Source organism: Parashewanella spongiae (genome assembly GCF_004358345.1).
GTDB classification, from domain to species: Bacteria; Pseudomonadota; Gammaproteobacteria; order Enterobacterales; family Shewanellaceae; genus Parashewanella; species Parashewanella spongiae.
Window position 1 is genome coordinate 3385496 of sequence record NZ_CP037952.1, and the last position, 21556, is coordinate 3407051.

The 21556-nt window shown below is 39.2% G+C and carries 8 protein-coding genes; 2 read left to right on the plus strand and 6 right to left on the minus strand.

From position 1 onward, the window contains the following. Positions 1-705 precede the first annotated feature (705 nt). Positions 706-1725 (plus strand): LacI family DNA-binding transcriptional regulator, encoded by a 1020-nt coding sequence (locus tag E2I05_RS13300; protein ID WP_121851758.1) that lies wholly within the window; start codon positions 706-708, stop codon positions 1723-1725. Between the two features lie 266 nt (positions 1726-1991). Here E2I05_RS13300 and E2I05_RS13305 read toward each other — a convergent pair whose 3' ends face one another. Both E2I05_RS13305 and E2I05_RS13310 read right to left on the minus strand, forming a co-directional pair. Continuing rightward, positions 1992-3638 carry an alpha-amylase family glycosyl hydrolase gene (locus E2I05_RS13305; protein WP_121851759.1) on the minus strand — a complete coding sequence of 549 codons (1647 nt, stop codon included), beginning with the start codon at positions 3636-3638 and terminating at the stop codon, positions 1992-1994. A 5-nt stretch (positions 3639-3643) separates the two neighbouring features. Continuing rightward, a complete protein-coding gene (locus tag E2I05_RS13310; RefSeq protein WP_121851760.1) occupies positions 3644-5155 on the minus strand; it encodes an MFS transporter in 1512 nt (503 codons plus the stop codon). A gap of 1050 nt (positions 5156-6205) precedes the next feature. Here E2I05_RS13310 and E2I05_RS13315 point away from each other — a divergent pair. Continuing rightward, positions 6206-8212, plus strand: a complete 2007-nt coding sequence (locus E2I05_RS13315) for a TonB-dependent receptor plug domain-containing protein (RefSeq protein ID WP_121851762.1) — start codon at positions 6206-6208, stop codon at positions 8210-8212. Positions 8213-9242: 1030 nt separating this feature from the next. On the opposite strand, the gene E2I05_RS13320 is transcribed toward E2I05_RS13315, so the two are convergent. The 4 genes from E2I05_RS13320 to E2I05_RS13335 all read right to left on the minus strand — a co-directional run bounded on the left by E2I05_RS13320 (position 9243) and on the right by E2I05_RS13335 (position 21067). After that, positions 9243-11663 carry a TIM-barrel domain-containing protein gene (locus tag E2I05_RS13320; RefSeq protein WP_121851763.1) on the minus strand — a complete coding sequence of 807 codons (2421 nt, stop codon included), beginning with the start codon at positions 11661-11663 and terminating at the stop codon, positions 9243-9245. A gap of 11 nt (positions 11664-11674) precedes the next feature. Then, on the minus strand, positions 11675-13603 hold the full coding sequence (locus E2I05_RS13325) for an alpha-amylase family protein (RefSeq protein WP_121851764.1): 1929 nt from the start codon (positions 13601-13603) through the stop codon (positions 11675-11677). A 159-nt stretch (positions 13604-13762) separates the two neighbouring features. Next, on the minus strand, positions 13763-18091 hold the full coding sequence (pulA, locus tag E2I05_RS13330) for a pullulanase-type alpha-1,6-glucosidase (RefSeq protein ID WP_446500444.1): 4329 nt from the start codon (positions 18089-18091) through the stop codon (positions 13763-13765). Positions 18092-18133: 42 nt separating this feature from the next. After that, positions 18134-21067 (minus strand): TonB-dependent receptor, encoded by a 2934-nt coding sequence (locus E2I05_RS13335; protein WP_121851766.1) that lies wholly within the window; start codon positions 21065-21067, stop codon positions 18134-18136. Between the last annotated feature and the right edge of the window lie 489 nt (positions 21068-21556).

The following is a 21556-nucleotide window of genomic DNA, read 5'->3' on the forward strand; positions in this document are numbered from 1 at the left end:
ACTTTTCCAGATTTCTATCGGCATTCAATGTTCTGATCAAAAAATCAATGACTAGAGTCTGTTGATCTTTCAGGATTAAATTTTGTGCTATTTGAGCATTTATCTGTTCAAGGCGTGAGCAGTGATGCTTAGCCATCTATGTGAGCTGGTCACAACACAGAGCTGTGAATGATCAAAAGCATCGAAGACAGCGTAAATTGGTCATTTCTGCTACGTTATCGCTTGCTTATTTGGAAACGAAGTAACGACAGTTTTGTATGTCGATAATAACCAAACCTCACAAACTCTGCCTTGCATAAAATAACCAATTTATCGCTGCAAAAACAATCACGAAAGATCAACAGACCCTAAGCCTTTATTACTTTGATTATCCTAAAAACATCAGTTGAACGCTGAGCATTCGAGTAACTGTTTGAGCAATATAATGATTTTATCATCATGGCTTTCACCCAATGAATGAAGTGCTCTACGCTCACAAGCTTGCTAAAATGACTGCTATCTGCGTTGTAACTTTTGCATGTAGAATAACTATTTGCTGCTAGCTACGCCTTATTATCAGCCATTTTTTCTACGCTTGGGAACGCAGTCAACTGATGTCTCTAGGATTATAAATTAACACATATATGCCAGCTGACACAAAACCATGTGCTCGGCAGCATAGATTTGCTATATTACGATTGCGTTACAACATTGGATAAAATAATTATGAAAGGGAAAGCTACGTCGATAGACATTGCTCATCTTGCTGGAGTATCTCAGTCAACGGTTTCTCGAGCATTACGAAACAGCCCTTTGGTTAATAAAGAAACAACCGAAAAAGTTAAACAGATAGCCAAAGAATTAAATTATAAAGTCGACAAACATGCGAGCAGTTTACGAACTCAGCAAAGCAATACATTAGCTCTGTTGATTTTTGCCGATCCGACTTCTGATAATTCGCTCATTAATCCATTTTTTTTGTCGATGCTAGGCTCTATCACCCAAGCCTCAGCAAAGCATGATTATGATTTATTACTATCATTCCAACAATCTTCTGATGATTGGCATGCTGATTTTGAAGATAGTCAAAAGGCCGATGGGATTATTTTACTTGGTTATGGTGATGCTGTTGATTTCGCGCCTAAATTAAAACAATTAGATGAACAAGGGACGCATTATGTTCGTTGGGGCCCTCCAGCAAACAACTTACCTTCTATTTGTTGTGATAATAAGAGCGGTGGCTACCAAGCTACTCAACATTTACTTTCAGAAAATCATAGTAGAATTGCATTTATTGGTGATGCTTCTGTGCATTGTCCTGAGTTTTTTGAACGATATCAGGGATACGCTGAAGCCTTAATAAAAGCGGGGCATCCTATTGAACCGAAGCTTCAAACTGACTCGATTTCGACTGAACAATCGGGTTATGAGGCAACAATGAAATTGCTGAAAGCAGATCAAAATTTTACTGCTATTTTTGCTGCGAGTGATTTAATTGCTATCGGTGCAATAAAAGCAATAAAAGAAAGTGGTAAACATATACCGACTGATTTCAGTATCGTAGGATTTGATGATATTCAAATTGCACGCTTTATGAACCCACCTTTAACAACAATCAGGCAAGACACCAGTACAGCTGGAGAAGCATTAGTCGAAACTTTACTCGACAATATTAAAGGTAACCTACAACAACAAATCTTATTAAATCCTGAGTTAATTGTAAGAAATTCAAGTCGAACAGTTTAGTTCGACTTGAACCTAAAATCATCAGTTGAACGCTGAGTATATGAGTAACTGTTTGAGCAATACGATGATTTTATCATCATGGCTTTCACACAATGAGTGAAGTGCTCTACGCTCACAAGCTTGCTAAAATGGCTGCTATCTGCGTTGTAACTTTTGCAAGTAGAATAACTACTTGCTGCAAGCTACGCCTTACTATCAGCCATTTTTTCTACGCTTGAGAACGCAGTCAACTGATGTTTCTAGGTTGAACCACTCTATCAAAGAATTTATTTCAAACCCCCTAATCGATGCTCCATTGCATGTTTCAGCTTTTGTAAAAGCATATGGTTAGTCAATTTATCACTAATAGTAAATACTTTTACATCATGCGCGTTAACCCGCACCTTTTTGCCTGAAGTGAACGGCAATTCATTCTTAGTAATAACATCGAACCACTTCCCATCTTGAATATCGCTAGGAATGGTAAACTCAAGTGAACTATCGCTTTTATTTAAGAAAACTAACGCAGTTTGATATAGGCCATCATGTTGAAAAACACGATAAAATGCGGCTCTATCTCCTTTCATTTCAATCGGTATTTGTATGCCACGTTGCAAGGCAATGTTATTTAGCCGTATTTTAGCAATTCTAGTCAGATTTTTAGCAATTACATGATTTTTAGCTTTCTCGATGTTTTCAACACCAAAATAATTGCGGTTTCCAAAATGTTCCGGTTTTCCGCGGTTAAAACCTATTTCACTTCCATAATACAAAACGGGTATACCACGTGCCGTAAAGAGCCAATTATGTGCGTCAATAAAGCCATTATCTGTTGCGTTAATGCGCGCCATGTCGTGATTATCATAAAAGGTCGTTAACTCATACGGGTTAGCGTAAGGGCCATCTTCTAAATACAATGCTGCGGCTAACGTTTCAAAGCCCTTTTGTTGTGCAAAAACATCATCCATAGCTTGCTTTAGTGGAAAATCTAATACACTCATCGCGCCATATTTAGGGTAAGTGTACTTGGCGATTTCTTTAGCATTGTATGAATACACTTCTCCAAACATGAATAAGTCTGGATAATGCTTGCGAATACGTTTACTAAACTCTCCCCAAACATGAGCAGGGATATGCTTTACCGTATCTAAACGTAAAGCACTTGCTCCCTGCCCTAGCCATTGGATATAAGCTTCAACAAAATAATCCATGACTTTTGGGTTTTCGATATTAATGTCTGATAGCTGGGCAAGATCTGGCTTTTGATTAAAAAATTCGTGCAAAGGCTCGATTTTAGGCTTAAGTGATTGAGGAGACAAATTCATATGATCGGCTACAAGATTGCCATTCTTATCAAAAAGCTGCCCAAATAACGGTTGCTGTTTCTCCATAGTATAAGAAGGTGAACCATGATTTAGCACGACGTCGAGTACTGTTTTTAAGCCTTTCTCAGTTAGTTTATGGTTTAACTGCTGGAAATCTAAATTTTTGGAAGGTAGATGTTTATCTAATTTATAAAAATTTACGCCCCAATAACCATGATAACCCGATTTTCCTTTATCCATAGCAAAACCAGTGGGTTTAATTTCATGGCCACCTGTAAATGCTTCTGCTGGGTTTTGAAAAATTGGTGTAGTCCAAACAGATGAGAAACCAAGATCCTTAATATAATCAGCTTGGTTCAGTAACCCTTTAAAATCCCCTCCTAAAAAGCCAACATTTCCTTTCTCACCTGTCGGCCATTCCAAAGGGCGATCAAAACCAGAGTCATTTTCGTAGTTATTTGACTTATCACCATCTACAAATCGATCAGTGATCACAAAGTAGATGTTTTCACTCGCATAAGGATGCAATGTGCCATAGAACTCAGTAGTTTCTGCGACTGTCGTGAATGACACCGCAGCAAATAAACCTAGGGTTAATTTATTCAACATAATTATTAAACTCTTTGTTCATCACTAGCCGTTTCATGAGACACATTTAATGAAAATAAACCTGCAATGACTAGACTTATTGCGCCTACCAACAAAGCATAAATAGGTTGATTATCAAAAACGAGTTTTAAAATGACACCTAAAATACTGGCTGCGAGCAATTGCGGAATAACAATAAAGAAATTAAAGATCCCCATGTAAACACCCATTTTATTCGATGGTAAAGCGCCCGCTAACATGGCATATGGGAGTGATAAAATTGATGCCCAAGCAAATCCAACACCTACCATTGCAATTAGTAAATAATCTGGATTATCAATTACCAAGAATAACGCCAAACCGCCCGCACCAAGAAATAAATTCACTAAATGGGCTTTACGTAAGCCAATGGATTTCACCATAAATGGAATAGCAAGAGCAGCAAGTGCAGAGAAACCGTTATAGGTGGCAAATAAAACCCCTACCCAATTAGCACCGTCATTAAACTCAACGGTTGAGGCATCAGAAGAGCCAAAGTGTACTGAGGTAACAGCTGCTGTGGTATAAATCCACATTGCAAATAAAGCAAACCAAGAGAAAAATTGAACCACTGCCAATTGTTTCATCACTTTTGGCATTGTCATTAAATCTTGAAAAACAGAATCGAACCCTGTCATTGGTTTGTTCTTTTTATGTCGACCACCTACGATTAACATTAAAAATCCAAATACCCAAATACTGCCAGAGAGAACATAAAGCTGTTTGTCTAGATCTAAGCTTAAAATCAAAAATGTCGAAAACAAACCAAGGGCCGACCAAATAACACCAAGTTTTACGAATCTCGCCGGATCAAATACGGCTTTTAAAGGTTGTTTATTGTCACTTTGGTTTTCATCAAAAGAAGCTAATTCTTGAGGAGAATATTCTTTCGTCGAAAAAACCGTCCAACAAATAGTGGCAAGAAGCACTACTGCACCAGCATAAAACGCATATTTTACGGTATCAGGAAGTTGCCCTTCAACGGCTTGATTATCAACACCAAATTCAGCTAACACCCAAGGTAGCATTGAAGCAACAACAGCACCTATACCGATAAAGAAACTCTGCATAGAGTAACCTCTAGCCTGTTGTTTTTTAGGCATGTTATCGGCTACAAAAGCGCGGAATGGCTCCATTGACACATTAATAGATGCATCTAATATCCAAAGTAAACCCGCTGCCATCCATAAATAACTCGCATTAGGCATTAAAACAAGGGCCAAACTGGTGACAATTGCACCGTAAAGAAAGTAAGGACGACGGCGCCCTAAATGCGTCCATGTTTTATCGCTTAAATGACCGATGATTGGCTGTACAATTAACCCAGTTACAGGGCCAGCAATCCAAAGAATAGGAATTGTATCCATTTCAGCGCCAAGAGTTTGAAAAATTCGACTCATGTTTGCGTTTTGTAAAGCAAAGCCAAATTGCAGGCCTAAAAATCCGAAGCACATGTTCCAAATTTGCCAAAAGCTTAGATGTGGCTTGTCATTCGCCATTCCAGTTTCCTTTTATAATTATTATGTCCGTTAATTTTAACGTCACTTAATATTATTCACACAAGTAGCTGAACATAGTAACGAGCTTACTAGATCTGCAACAGGCCGTTACATACGTATTCATAGAATCAAAAGTTATTAAATAGGCGGTGAAGTGAAATAGCACAGAGAATAGAAACAAACTCTACGATGAAATTTTAATCTAAGTTCAAGGTATGTATTAACTTGTAATAGATATGATTAAATCAACACTCTAGAAATATTAAGGGATCTAACGATTTAGAAATTACCAATCTTTGTCATGCCAGCGAAGACTGGTATCCAGTGACTTTTATAGAAAAAAGCAAAGGCGCTAGACTATCGACATACAAAACTGTCGCTACTTCGTTTCCAGCCTGCGCTGGGGTGACGAGAACTCATCGGTATACTTTCTTCCGCAACTTTGCTAAGCTAAACGGAGAATTTGCGACATGATTTATATTCCATAAAATACACCATGGTTATTAAGTTAAACATTCCTACTGACTATTCTCACTTAGCAAAAAGCATTAAAATAAATACTAGATTGTGAATCGAGGTAAGTATGTTTAAAGTTATTTCAAAACTGCTGATTCTAGTGTTAGTACTAGTGACCTTTTTGGCGCAAGTAATGGCTTACAATACTTCCTTTTATTGCGAAACGTCTTCACAACATGCCCACGATGATTCTGTGTCGCTGAAAGAGTCCCCTAGCTCATTCTCTAAAGTTTCAGAAGCAACTATAGATTGCTGTAGTACTGAATGTTGTGACTTAAATTGCATATGCATTGCCAATGCTTGTTCCTATTTTGTTTATTTACCCTTCGAAGTTGGTTCCAGCAAAGTCGTTATTGTCAGCGAAGCTATCTCTACACAAAAGTTTGAACCGATTAGCCTAGCATTTACTTTACCCTATCGCCCTCCTATTTATTTTACGCAACCACTGTATACATAACATAATCAACAGCTTAACTATTTAAGATTAAGTCAGCATTACCATGCTGAATGTTCACCGAGTTTCCAGAGGTAAAAATGTTTAATAAAGTTTTAAACACAGCTATAGCAATCATGTTGCTTCCAGTATTAGCTAACGCAAATGAAGATCACAACAATAGTCATAATGAGCATGATGATCACATAGAAAAACATCATGACCATAGCGAAGAAAAAATTGAAAGAATTCAAGTAAAAGCCTCTCGTTTAGGCCGCATCGTAACCGAGTCAGCTACGAGAACCGAAATAATAAACGGCGAAGAAGTGCAAGAAAAAGCACTCATGCGACCGGGGAATATCTCAATGTTAGTGGCTGAAACTGGCGGAGTTAGAGTGCAAAATACTTCGCCTTCATTGGGTAGCGCCAATATTAGGTTACAAGGGCTTTTTGGCCGTTACACACAGCTTTTAAGTGATGGTTTGCCTTTGTACGGTGGACAAACAGCTTCCATTGGGTTGTTACAAATTCCGCCAACCGACTTAGCCAGTGTCGAAATAATTAAAGGCTCCGCTTCATCATTGTATGGGGGCTCTGCGCTCGGCGGAGTAATAAACTTAATTTCCCGAACACCTTCTGATGAATTCGAAGGAGAAGTGTTAGTTAACGCAACATCTAGAAATGGACAAGATATCACTTCGTACTTTGCGACACCGTTCACAAATGATTTAAGCGCTTCATTAACCGCTGGTGTGCATCATCAAAAAACACAAGACTTAGATGACGATGGCTGGATTGATATCGCCGGATATGAAAGAGGTAGTGTTCGTCCTCGCCTTTATTGGCAAGGTGACAATGGCGCTAACCTTTACGTTACTTTTGGCGCAACCAAGGAACAAAGAGAGGCTGGTACGTTAGGTAATGCTACAGTACCTGACGGCAACAGATTTGCTATCACACAAGACACATTGAGAACAGATGTCGGCTTTATATATGATCAACCTATTGGAGAAGTCACGAGCATTAACGTGCGTGGCTCAGCGATGAACCAAGACCACGAACATTTATATGGTGCAGTGTTTGAGGATGATAAACACGAAAGTTATCTTATCGAATCAAGTTTAACTGGGTATTCTGACGAATCTGCATGGTTAGTTGGCGTCGCATTGCAATCTGAAAAGTTTAATTCTAAGGCGTTTCCTGAGTTCAATTACTCTTATCAAGTGCCAGGACTGTTTTCACAGTTGGATTATGACATCAGTGACGAAACATCCTTGTCTTTCAGTGCACGTACAGATTGGCACAGTGAATATGGTACTCAAGTAAGCCCTCGTGTTTCGTTGTTATACAGCCCTGACAATTGGACCATTAGAGGCGCATATGGAAAAGGATACTTTGCTCCAACTCCATTTATCGAAGATCTTGATGAAGTTGGGTTATCTCGCCTTGCCCCGTTTGAGAATATTGATGAAGAGAGAGCATCTACAGCCTCAATAGATATGAGCTATTTAATAGGCCCTCTTGAGACTAGCGTGACATTGTTTTCATCAAACATTGATAACGTGACAGAATTACAAACCATTAATGGAACTAATGAGTTTCCCGGGAAAAACGTTCAAATAGTCAATGCTATTGGTGAAAGTAAAATTAGTGGTGCTGAATTATTACTGCGCTATCGCTGGAAAGATATTAAATTTACTGGTAGCTACTTATACACAGACGCCACAAAAGAAAGTGACTCAGGTGTTGGCCGAGCACCTTTAGTTTTAACACCTAAACATTCTGCTGGCTTGGTAGTTATGTGGGAAGAACATGGCAGTCATTTACTTGGGTTTGAAGCTTATTATACAGGAACGCAGCACCTCGAGAATAACCCGTACCGTGAGCGAAGCGATGCTTATTGGCACTTAGGCTTATTGGGCCAGATTAGTGTCGGCAAAGTAAGCTTTTTTATCAATGCTGAAAACTTATTAAATGTACGCCAAACAAGAGAAGAATCATTGTTATTGCCTTCTCAAGATCCTAGTGGAAGATGGACAACAGACATTTGGTCTAGAAATGATGGCTTTACCGTAAATGCGGGTGTGCGTTTTAAATTTGGCAGTTAGCGTTTTAATACCAATTACAGCGAGAATCGCTAATTTAATGTAATATAAAACAGGCTGATTTATGCTCAGCCTGTTTTTTGAAGTGATTCATTTAAGCTCTAAAGCAGAACCATTAAAGTACCAATCTTTGTCATACCAGCGAAGGCTGGTATCCAGTGACTTTTATAGAAAAAAGTAAAGACACTAGGGTCTGTTGATCTTTCGTGATTGTTTTTGCAGCGATAAATTGGTTATTTTATGCAAGGCAGAGTTTGTGAGGTTTGGTTATTATCGACATACAAAACTGTCGTTACTTCGTTTCCAAATAAGAAAACGATAACGCAGCACCTTTTATTTAGAAAGAGCGACCAATTTACGCTCTCTCTTTTTTCGATGCTTTTGAGCATTCACTGTTCTGTGTTGTGACCAGCTCACTTCGATGGCTAAGCATCACTGTTCACGCCTTGAACCTAAACGTTCATGATAGGCATAGATGTCATATGCGTTTACTTTGGCTACTATTTTTCTATCACCCTACACCAGGAAAATTGTATTCGCTGAGATTTGAAGATTATTTCCAACCTAAGCTAAAGGCGAAGTGATTTTTAGCTTTTATGCTTTCACTAACAGGCTTGGGAATAGGTGTTAGCGGCTATTTTCACGGTAAAAACATCAGTTGAACGCTGAGCATATGAGTAACTGTTTGAGTCAATAAGGTGACTTTATCATCATCCTAAATAAATCGGTTGGGAGCGTTCATATACGCAGAAAAAATTATTGATAGCAAGGCATGAATAGCAGCAAGTAGTGGTTCTACTTGCTGCAAGCTACGCCTTACTATCAGCCATTTTTTCTATGCTTGAGAGCGCAGTCAACTGATATTTCTAGGTTGAACAGATAAATGCTCAAATAGCACAAAATTTAATCCTGAAAGATCAACAGACCCTAGACTACCGACATACAAAACTGTCGTTACTTCGTTTCTAGCCAGCGCTGGAGTGACGAGAACTCATCGGTATACTTTCTTCCTCAACTTTCCTAAGGTCGTGCATTACCAAATAATATCAACTTGAGATTCGTCTTCCCATGTACTTAATAGTGTTAATGTTTTTCTATCTTTTTTAAATCTAAAAACACCTTCTATTCCATTATAAAGTACCCTTTTAGGGGCTTTAGATACATTATGAATATTAATTCGGGCTACTCTTGCTTTTAACCAATTTTTAGATTTATTTAGTTCACGCTTTAAGGTGATCTTTAGCTTGTCTTTTGAAAACTTCGCTTCAAATTTACCTAGCTCATACTCTTGGGTCGTAATGCTATTTGGGTTGACACCATCATCCTCAAACATTTGCCCAGTGGAATGAGATACACTTTCATCGTGGTAATAATGTAAATTTAGAACCCTTGTTGAGTAATCTTTAGTTGACTGCACAGGCTCAACCATAGGCACAAAGCTACCTGCTTTTACTAATACCGGAAGCGTATCTTTTCGAGTTGCCAGCTTAATACTTTTACCACCTTGATAAACACTCTCGTCAAAAAAGTCTATCCAAACGCCGTTTGGTAAATCAATATCAACAGACTTAACATTAGGATCGACCACTGGTGTTACAAGAAATGCATCACCCCAAAAATAACTGCTCGCATTATCAAAAGCCTTTGATGTATCGTTTGCAAACATCATCGGACGCATTAACGGCATACCAGTCATTGAGTTTTCATATGCCAAGGTGTAGTTATAAGGCAATAATGCATATCTCAACTTGATAAATTTACGGACAATATCTTTGGTTTTTTCATCATGAAACACAGGTTCTGGAGCGATGTTATCCTGAGCGTGTGGACGATATACAGGTTGAAAAGCGCCATATTGTAGCCAACGGGTGTAAAGTTCAGCATCAAACTTTTCGCCACCAGCAAAACCACCTAAATCAGAGTGAGTATAACCAAGTCCTAACAGCCCCATTTGTAACCCCAATTCAACTTGAGGCTTTAACCCACCCCAGCTTCGGCTAACATCACCAGTCCATGGGATCATGCCGTATCGTTGTGATCCCACAAAACCAGATCGCATCATGATCATGGGTCTTTGATTTGGTTGTGCTTGATTAAGTTTTTCAAATAAGTTTTTTGCCCACTGATGACCATAAACATTATGAATTTCATCAGCCGTAGCTTGCGGTGCACCATTCATCGCATCAATAGTGTGAAGCGTATCACTTGGATGCACTTCTGGCTCGCCTAAATCACCCCACCAACCTGCAACGCCTTGGTTGAGTAATGGTTGATATTTGCTCCAAAACCAATCTTGTCCTTTATTTGAAAAGACATCGACTAATCCAGTGTTTCCAAAGTAAAAATCAAATGTTTTAACTTTACCATCTAATCCTTTTGCAAGCGCATCCGCATTGTTGGCTTCAACCCAGCGGTTTGACGTCGATAAGATAAAAGGTTCGGTGATTAAGATTGTGTTAACGCCCTTTTTCTTAAAGTCCGCAATCATTTTTTCAGGCGTTGGAAAACTGTCTTTCTCCCATGCTAGATTTCCCATAGTGCCTTTCATCTCTTTACCAAACCAAAAAAGGTCCAGTACAACAGCATCAAGCGGAATGTCTTGCTCAATAAATGCGTTTACCGTGTCCTCTGTTTGTTGCTGTGTTTTATAACCAAAACGAGAAGCAAAATTTCCCAGAGCCCAACGTGGAGGTAAAGGCTGACGACCAGTTGCAGCGGTTAAGTTTTCAATTAATTCTTGATAACTTTCACCTGCAGCAACGATATAAGCAGTACGACCACCGACAGCTTCAAATTGCATGATATCTGATTCAGTTTTGCCTAAATCCATCCAACCATTAGCTGAGTTATCAAATACCAAAGCATACTTCTTGTTCGACATAACCGCTGGCAAGCCGTAATACATCTGCTCGGCATGGGTCGTGTAGCCATAGGAAGCTTTATTATAAAGTGGCATGCGTTGCCCACGACGATCCATACCAAGAACTCGCTGACCACCCCCAATCAACTTTTCATCTTTGCTTAGTTCAAACCGAAAACCACGCATGTGGTGTTTTTCAGATGACTCTTTGCTTACAAAGCCTTCTTCTTCGGAAAGTATCTCTTTTCCACCATGAAAATAGCTGAGTTTAAAGGGGCTTTTTTGAATAACCACATTCAGATCATCAAGTTTATATTGATAGCCTTTTTGGGTTTTGACTAACTCACCAATCGAATATTCGGCATTCTCAGCAAGAGCAAATGAAGGCAATTGCTTCATACCATCTACTTGGTAATGCACGCTAACTGCACCGTCACCAATGGCGGATAACACAACTTTATGTTCATCGGTATTCAAAACCAATTGCTTACCCGATAATCGAGCCGACTGTAATTCAGCGGCTTCAGTAAAGGGAACAAAACCCACAGTGCAACTTAATACTAATGCGATTGAAGCTGATAGTTTTTTAATCATTATTATTGACCTTACGTTTTAGCTTTCAGTTCGAGAATACGAGACATAAGCGGTGCCATTGTCAACGTTACTGTCGCTTCACCCTTCACAACTGTTAATTGGTATTCAGCCTCATTAAGCCTATCAACAAATTGATAATTACCATCTGTTAACTGCCAGGTTTTAATGAGTTCACTGGGTATTTGATATTCAAACGTGGCACTGTTTTGCTCTGAAAAATTAGCTAAAACTAACAGTTTTTGTTTGTCGTCAAAACGCGCATAGCTGTATATATCTTCAGAATATCCAGCTTGTTCCTTATTAACCTTGTGAGTGTTTACCCACTCGCCTGTTAATGCGCTAGCGTTTCGAGTGAAATTCAATAATTTACTGTAATAAGCTTGCAGCTGTTTTTGTTTATTAGACAATTTAGCGCCGTCAAACTTACCATCGTTCATCCATTGCTGATGCGCTGGCACACCCCAATAATCAAATAGACTTGTACGACTTGACTTACCAAAGCCTGCATCACCTTCGCCTTTCTCACCCACGGTCTGGCCGAAATAGATCATGGTTGGCCCTTTGCCTAAAGTAGCTGAGACGACCATTGCAGGTAACGCTTTTTCTGGGTTTCCTGCAAATTCATGACTAGCAATGCGCTGCTCGTCGTGATTTTCTAAGAAATGTAATAAATGCTCATCGATTTCTGTATATTTAACCGCTACGTCATCCAACACATCTGTGTTTCGCTTATTTTGAATGACTTCTTTTAAGCGGTCATACAAATCAACTTTGTCATATAAGTAATCCATTTTCCCGAGTTTGATGAAATCATTATAAATTTCAGGTTGATATATTTCAGCCAGCAAAAATGCATCAGGATTTTGCATTTTGATGTGGCTGTTCATATAACTCCAAAACTCAACAGGCACCATTTCAGCCATATCATAGCGGAATCCATCGACACCTTTTGCCGTCCAATAGAGGGCGATATCTTTAAATTTCACCCACGAATTTGGTACATCTTTACCTTTCCAAAACTCAAAATGTTCAGAAATTCCTTTTTCAGCGTATTCGGCAGGTAAACGAGGAAAGTCAAAACTACCATCAGGACGAACACCATAGTTTACTTTTACCGTTTCGTACCAATCATAAAAATGCGGTTGTGCTTTACGTGACCCATTACCCGTCCATTTAGCAGGGCTTTCGACAAATTCACCATCTATTAATGGATGCTTTTCACCGCCTAAGACTTGATAACCCTCTAACCATTCAGGTAAGACAAAATCTTGGCCTTCAACATAATAAAAATTATTATCGCGATGGTATCCAAGTTCTGGCTTATCGTTAGCGCCAAAATCTTCAACGCCTGCAGGTTTTGAAATGGATTGATAGTTGCGGGCAATATGATTAGGCACAATATCAATTACGGCTTTTAAGCCATATTTATGTGTGCGTTGGATGAGCGCTTCAAATTCTTGCAGACGATTAGCAGGATTAACGGCCATATCTGGGTTGACGTTGTAGTAATCTTTAACCGCATATGGCGAGCCAGCGCGGCCTTTTATAACTTCAGGGTCGTCATTGCTGATACCAATATCAGTGTAATCACGCACTAAGTCATGATGCAGAACACCTGTATACCATACATAGTTTGCCCCTAAGCCTTTAATAGCTTTTAACGCATTGTCATTAATGTCATTAAATTTACCAACGCCGTTTTCCTCTAACGTCCCCCAAGGTTTGTTGGTCGTATTTTTATTGCCAAACAAACGAGTGAACATTTGGTACAGGACTATTTTGCCTTGTTCATCCGATACCTTGGATTCATTACTTTTTGTATTCTCTGGTATCGATTGTTGTGCACTGAAAGTATTTTGATCACTACATGCTGATAAGCCTAAACCTGTAGTGATACACAAAGAAATAGCGGAAAGAAGAAATTTTTTTGTCGTTTTCATTTTATTACAATTCACTTTTTTATTTACAGTCGACCAACTTTCATTTGAGCAGTTTACTCAACAACACAAATGAAAAACGGAAAATTTTAAGGGAAAGTTTGTTTTAAAATAGATAAAACTCACCCGCACATAAAACGCGGGTGAGTTGAGATTGTTACCTTAATTAACTCTGGTAACTAGGATCTTAAGATTGTTAATATCTGGGCCAATTACAGTGAATTGGTAATTTCCAGATTCCGCAATTGATAGTTGAATGTTGGCACCTTTTGAGGCCATTGCAGATACTTCGTCAAGTTCTACACTTTCTTCACCAGTAAAAGCTCCAAAGTCAACAGTACTCCAATCTTCGGTAGCAATTTTAAACTCATAATCGCCAGCATCGATAGACTTAGTAAAACTGTATGTCCCATCGTTTTGATAGACCAACTCATCATCGGTACCCCAACCATTCAAGCTTCCTCGAATGAAGACTGAGTTTCCAGCAAACATTTCTGTTTTTAACACTGTCAATACAGGTAACGATTTATCTGTTGCATTAAGAATGAAGCTATAAGCTGTTTCTTCAGGGAAGTCTAAGCTAATGTTACCGCCGTTAGCGGCCAAAAGTAACTCATCGGCCAACTCGATATCACCACCAGCACTTCCGAGATTAACCGAAGCCCAATCTGCATCACCAAGTTTAAACTCAGTCACACCCGCAGCAACTTGAACATCAATACGGTAAAGGCCTTCACCTAAGTACTCAAGTTGATCATCAGTACCCCAACCATTCATACCGCCACGCAAATAAACAGCCGTTCCAAAATACGGCTCTTCAAACGTTACCGTTAATACTGGAGATTCAGTGTTCGCAGCATTCAATGTGAAGTGGTAAACCGTATCATGAGCAGGTGTAAATTTCAGGTTCGCACCACCAACCGATAAAGATTCATTGAGTTCTCTTTCAACGATTGCTTCAACATCAGATACGCCACCTAAATTAACTACAGCCCAATCTGCATCTGCAAGTTTAAACTCATACTCTGTTCCAGCAGTTAAACTTACAGCAACTTGATAAGACCCAGCACCGATGTACGTTAACTCGTCATCTGTACTCCATCCATTCATCGAACCACGCAAGTAAACCGAGGTGCTTCCATAAGGAACAACGTCAGGAGCGCCAACTGTTGCAATTGCTGATAAACCTACGCCTTGTGTATCACCTTGAGCTTTTACAAATACGGCCGTTGTATAGGCTGGAACAGTGAATCGCCCTGCGATTTCATCATCCGTCGAAGCATCAGCAAAGCTTGCACTTCGCACTTGCGGATCGGAAGATTCAACAAGTACAGGGTGTAAGCTAAATCCAGTTGCAGTAGGAATTGTATGCGACTGTTCTTCGTTCGAAGCGTTCACAACCACAACCATCGCATCAATAGCTGGATCTAAATCAGCTAAGCCGCTACCATCATCAAGGCTCATAACAATCAAGCCTTGTGTCTGGTTTCGTCCAACATTATGGAAACCAAGACGAGAGATAATATCTGACTCAGAATTTAATCGAAGCAATTTGCTTTGGCTTCTTATCTTCAAAAATTCATGAAATATATTAGAAGCAAATTCAATATCTGACATACTAGCTTCAGCATTTGGGTTAGCCGAAATACCAGAAATTTCATCCCATTTTTGACCATTATCTTGCTGGCGAGGTAGCCCTACGTTCCAGTTATTAGTTTCTTTAGTAAAGTCAACTAAATTAAACCAGTCACCTGAGTCATAACTATTACGATCCATTGATTTCGAACGTAATAGATCCCCTCCCATTTGGAAGAAAGGAATTCCTTGGCTTAATAATGGAATCGTTGCAGCAATATTCTGGATTCGAACGCGGCTTTCAATATCTAGACCAACGTCATTTGAATATTGCAGTTGATCCCATAATGTTTCGTTATCATGCTTTGAAACATAGTTAATCGAATCAGCAGGATCTAAAGCATAAGCTGTTGGCTGACTGTTCCAAGTGAAGCTATTGCCAGCAGCACTTCGTCCATTAAAATCTTTAAGGACGTAGTTTTGAAGGTTGCCAGCTAAAGATAAACGAAGCGTATCTTGTTCGCGAAGTGTTCCATCATCGGCTACTGTTTTAAAAATTGCCCCACTGCGCACACTTTCACGGATTCGGTCATTAAAAGTACCAACTTCCGTTCCAGCCATATTAGCTTGAGTCGCTTGAGTGAATAAGCGATTATCAGCCACTTCACCAAAGTTCCACCCTTCACCATAGAAGTAGTTATCCGCATCAACGGCCTGAACAGCTTCACGAGCGGCAAGAATACTTGATTTAGGCATGTGCCCCATCACGTCAAAACGGAAACCATCGTAGCCGTATTCTTTAGCTAAAATGACTAGTGAATCACTCACAAACTTATCCATCATGACATGTTCTGTTGCTGTATTTTCACAACATGTTGAACGCTCTACATTACCTGTTTCTTCGTTATATCGATGAAAGTATCCTGGCACAAGTTTATCGAAAACTGAGTTGTCAAATACGCCTGATGAACTTGTGTGGTTATACACAACATCAAGTACAACACGTAGACCCATATCATGCAGTGATTTATTCATTGCACGAAGTTCAATAACTCTGGCTACACCTTCAGATTCAGATGCATAACTTCCTTCAGGAGCAATAAAATGATGAGGATCATAACCCCAATTAAAGCTATCCATGCTTCGCATAGCTTCTACAAGTGCTTGTGCATCTCCTGAACCTGATAAACTGCCTTCAAGTAAGTCGATTATGGTCGATGTGTGCGACTCTGTTTTACACGCATTCGCATTATTATCAATAATGTCACACAATTCACCCAGAGTATCATTTATATCAATACGCTCTGAAACATCTTCATTTATTGAAGCGATATCTGTAACAGGTAATACATGGAAATGTGTCAAGCCATTTTCAACCAATGCTTTTAAGTGGTTAACTGGCGCTGAACTTTCCTCTGTAAAAGCAAGATATTTGCCACGATTTTCTGCCGCTGTACTTTCATCTCTTGCACTAAAATCACGTACATGACCTTCATAGATAATGGCATCTTCAGGATCTGAAATTGTCGCTACAGTTTGTTCATCCCAACCTTCCGGCTTTAGATCTGCATCGTTTAAATTTACAAATTGGCTGAATCGGCCATTCATTGAAACATTAAGCGAATATGGATCAGTACTCTCAACGGTTTCTATTTGCTTAGTAGCTGGGTGATACACAGTTACTTCAAAGCGATAAAATTTTCGGTCTAAATTTGAGCCTGTAAAACTCCATACACCTGATGTTTCATTGAAGCTCATATCATGAGAATTAGTCAGGTTTTTATCTGCATCATAAACTTGTAATTTCAAGTTTTGAGCTGTTGGAGCCCATGCAGCAACTGTGACTTCATCACCATTATAAGTTGTACCTAATACAGCTTCATTAGCATCGTCTTCTCCCTTAGTATAAAGATCATCTAAAACCTTAGCTGCTTGAACATAAGTCGCGGCTAAAGGCTTATCTTCACTTGAGTATGACGCCATAACCAGTTGTGATTTAACTAACTGCTTTGCTTCTACTTTATTTACATCTAGTGAATAAGCTGCCCAATCAGCAAGGTGTGGAACTAAAGCTCTTTGTGCATCGCTTAATTCAACTTCTGAAAGCTCGTAAGAAGAACCACTAACCCCTGTTTCATCTATAGTTAATGTAGCTTGAGGTGAATGATGAAGTTTAACAACAGCGTCATTATCACTGGCTTGATTCCACAGTAAAGTTTCTGAATCAATCCAATGAGCAGACATGCCATTAATTGTGGCAGGTCTTTCACCCAAGTTTAAAATTGGGTATTCAAAAACCGAAGGCTCACCGTGAAGGGTAAAGTTCATGCGGACAAATGTTTCATCGTCTTGCATTAACGGCATTTTTAAATCAACGTCGCCCAATGCTTTGCCTGAACCTTCAGTACCAATATGAATGATAAAATTACCACACTCACCATAGCCCTCTTTTAGGTTAATGATCCAATAGGCGCCATAATTAGGATCAACACCATCATGAATATGCCCATTAGCCCAATCTGTAGTATCAAATGGCTCAGCGTATGCGTCACATGTGCCATCATTCCATGAATGCAAACGGTACCCTTCATAAGTAGCATCATTGGGTGTGTTTTCCGCAACTCCCGGATTGTTATAATACAAAACGGTTTGATTTGGACCAGGTACTACCGTTGGTGCAGGCAATGTAGGATCAGCACCTACGACACATTGCTCATTTTTTTCATCTGGTACAGTTGGTGCTGCACATTGTATTGGTGGAGGCGCTATACACGATGTTCCAGCAGCATCTGGGATCATCGGTGCAGGACAACTCAACAACTCTTTCCCTGGCTCTGCTGAATCGCCACCACATCCCCAAAGAAGGGATAGGCTAATCGCAATGCCTGATAATTTAACAGTGTTAGAGATACTCATCATGAGTCATGTCTCCTTGTTTTAGTTTTTATTAACACCTGATTAGAGTGCATAATTAAAGCCCATGTAGAACTCACGGCCAAAGTATTGAATAGTTCCTGTGTTGGCTTGCTTGCCAAAGTAACTTTTCGTCGGCTCATCTGTGAAGTTATTGACTTGGAACAGCACGCTAAAATCATCGTTAAAGGCGTATGAAGCTTGATAATCTAATACCAATTCATCATCAAAGTTCACAACTTGATTATCTAAAGCCACTTGTTCTGAAACAAACTCATCTCGGTAACGAACATTCATACGAGTTTCAAAACCTTCGTAACCATAAAAGAAAGTTGCACTGGCAACCTGCTTTGACAGTCCAGGTAAGCTTTGTTTTACAGACTCACCACCTAGATTTGTTAAACGGCTAACTTCACTTTCGGTATATGAGTAGCTCAAGTTGAAGCCAAGTCCTGACCATGCATCTGGTAACCAGTCGAAAACATGTGAATAGGCAAGCTCAATACCGCGAATATATCCGCCTTCTGCATTATTAACAGCTGTGGTGTATGTGCCATTTACCGTTTCGATCTGCTCTCCAGAAAGTGGATCAATAATGAAATCAGGAACATTGAATCCGTTTCCTTTAAAGTCGAACTCTGGAATTGGTACTGTTTGTATGAATGATTTAATATCTTTATAAAATAGCGCAGCTACGTAGCTGGTATTTTCCGAGTAAGACTCAAAAGACAAATCATACTGGTTTGCATAGAATGGTTTTAAGAATGGGTTATTATTACTCGAACCCGTAATTCTACCATCGTTATCCGCTTGGGCACTGATATCACCAGCTAATCGACTAATCGGTGAACGAGACATTACTTTTGCTGCAGCAAAGCGAATATATTGACCATCTTCATCAATATTAAAGCTTAAATTCAGCGATGGAAGGTAATCAGTGTATTCGATACCTTTCAATGTTGGAGCATATTGATTGTTAACAATACCTTGCTCATCAACTATGTATTGAGCGCCTAACTCTGGGTTATCACCAACAAACTCAAGAATGGTTGCTTTTTGATCTGTATCTACAGCACGAATGCCAATGTTACCCGATACAGGAATAGAGGCGATTTCCGCATCGATATTAACCATTGCGTAGGCTGACAATACTTTCTCGAACACGTCACCACTTTGAAGCACTGTCCATGAATAATTTGTTGTATATCCTTTAGGATCAATTACTCCCCCAGCATTTCCCCAAGTTTGTACTGGTTGTGGTATACCTGCTGGGAACCATGCATTTAAAGCTTGATTAACATCGATAGCTAAATAAGATGGGAAATAACTGAAATCGCCTTCCCAGTCAACAACATCGACCATATCTTCAGTTAAACGTAACGGCGGTTCTTTTTTAGAGAAAGCGCCATCATTACCGTATTCGAAAACGGCACGATCTTTTGAATAATGACGATCTGAGTATCTAACACCAAATTGAACTGAAGAAAAGATTTCACTATCAAGGCTGTAATCAAAATCTAATCGATATGCAGTAATACTGTCATCATTTAAAAACGGATAGATACCGTATTTGCTCACTACAACTCTATTTATATCTGAAAATGCGTCAGCCTGATTAAACCCAACATCAGGTAAATCCAATCCATTTAGTTGATAGTTAATTGATACATTTTCATCAAAAATAGGTGTTTCGGCATTAGCATCAACAGCTACGTTTGACCATAACAGACCATTACGGAAGTTACTTTTTGAACCCGAGTATGAAACATCAAAATCAACAGCAAGATCATCTGTTACTTGCCAAGCAGCATTCACACCAAAGCTATTAACTTCATCTGTATCACGGTTATTATCATTTACAATTTCGACACGTGTATAGCTATTAGATGTACGGTTAACATTACCACCAGTAACAACATTTCCATCTAAATTTGCGTTGTTCCATGCGGCATTTGGCCCGCCAAACTTAACTCGCATTCCTCTTGCGAAAGCATCTTTGTCAAAACGTGATACAAATGCATCAGCTTTAAAATTGAAGCTTTCAACAGGTGCCCATTCGATGGTAGCCATGTATGCATTACGAGTTTCAACGCCACCTACGTGTTGAAGCTCGAAACCTTCACTAATATATTCATTAGCAGGGTTACTTTCTGGGCCATTTGTGTCATCAGCAAGGTGATCGACATCAGTACTATCATTGACTGCAAAGCCAATAAACTGAGTGGCAACACTAGGTTGTTGAAGCCTTGCATAACCCACTGCTACGCCGACAGTTTCATCTAGATACTTATCTAAATATGAAACGGTGAATCTATGACCATAATCTTGAGAACCATATACTTCACCCGCGCGATCATTATGCATGCCTCGCAGATTCACTTTAAACTTTTTAGCATCATCTGCATCTAAGGGGCTAATAGTTTCTAGCTCGACGGTACCGGCGATACCGCCTTCAATTAATGAAGCTTTAGATGATTTATATACCGCAGCAGAGTTAATTAGCTCAGATGGATATTGATCGAATTGAATAGACCGTTCACCATTGGTTGAAACTTGTTCGCGTCCGTTAAGTGTTGACGCCACAAAGCCGCCCGACATACCACGGATATTGATCTCTGCAGCTTGTCCACTAGTACGAACAGCTGAAATACCCGGAAGTCGAGTTAAAGCATCAGCCATTGACACGTCAGGCAATGAACCTAAATCATCCGCTGACAACTGTTCAGAAACAGTATCGGCGAAACGTTTTGCATTTAGTGAGTCAATCAAACTACGGCGAAAACCCGTAATCTGAATTCGTTCAATTTTTTCTTCTTTTACATCACTACTAGGCTGTCTCGAATTTTTTTCAGTGTTGACGACAGTCCCACTTCCAGTTTCATTTTCATCGGCAGCTTGAGCGAGTGGTGTGCAAAAAAAGTAACTCAACCCCGCAGTAGCCAGTGCGATTGTCAATACACTTGGTTTAAAGTTAATCATTCATTTTCCTTGGCCAAATCTGGCTGTTGGTACAACCTTTGTTATAAATTTGTTTAATCAGGCGCTTGCCGCGACATACTATCTCTTGAATATTTGCAACAACAACTTGCTGCATACGTATTCAACATATAGCTATCAAGTTTCTACCGACATTGAGAATTGTAAAAACAGATAGAAATCATCCGTTAAAAAACATAACACACTGAAATTTAATGAAATAAATTAAATCATCAGTTAGAAGCTATCGATTTTTTTATTGATTGGCACTTCGTATTATCCATATTTTTCTTCGTTTATTTAGAATATTTGTTACCGTTTTTTTACTAATTAATTTCTTTTTTCAACGAAAATTACTAAATCGTTACTTTTTTTCACACGAAAAATTTAGTAGTGCTTTTCGATCCATTTTTTAAGCAAAACCACAGCAAAATAAGTGTTAAACCCGCAATAAAATACATTTATGTAATTTTATTACTGAATTCGTATGCA

What these genes read in the sequence shown, in the direction of transcription:
- E2I05_RS13300 (WP_121851758.1), top strand. Translation starts at nt 706, where the DNA reads ATGAAAGGGAAAGCTACGTCGATAGACATTGCTCATCTTGCTGGAGTA.
- E2I05_RS13315 (WP_121851762.1), top strand. Translation starts at nt 6,206, where the DNA reads ATGTTTAATAAAGTTTTAAACACAGCTATAGCAATCATGTTGCTTCCA.
- E2I05_RS13320 (WP_121851763.1), bottom strand. Translation starts at nt 11,663, where the DNA reads ATGATTAAAAAACTATCAGCTTCAATCGCATTAGTATTAAGTTGCACT.
- E2I05_RS13335 (WP_121851766.1), bottom strand. Translation starts at nt 21,067, where the DNA reads ATGATTAACTTTAAACCAAGTGTATTGACAATCGCACTGGCTACTGCG.
- E2I05_RS13305 (WP_121851759.1), bottom strand. Translation starts at nt 3,638, where the DNA reads ATGTTGAATAAATTAACCCTAGGTTTATTTGCTGCGGTGTCATTCACG.
- E2I05_RS13325 (WP_121851764.1), bottom strand. Translation starts at nt 13,603, where the DNA reads ATGAAAACGACAAAAAAATTTCTTCTTTCCGCTATTTCTTTGTGTATC.
- E2I05_RS13310 (WP_121851760.1), bottom strand. Translation starts at nt 5,155, where the DNA reads ATGGCGAATGACAAGCCACATCTAAGCTTTTGGCAAATTTGGAACATG.
- pulA (WP_446500444.1), bottom strand. Translation starts at nt 18,091, where the DNA reads ATGAGTATCTCTAACACTGTTAAATTATCAGGCATTGCGATTAGCCTA.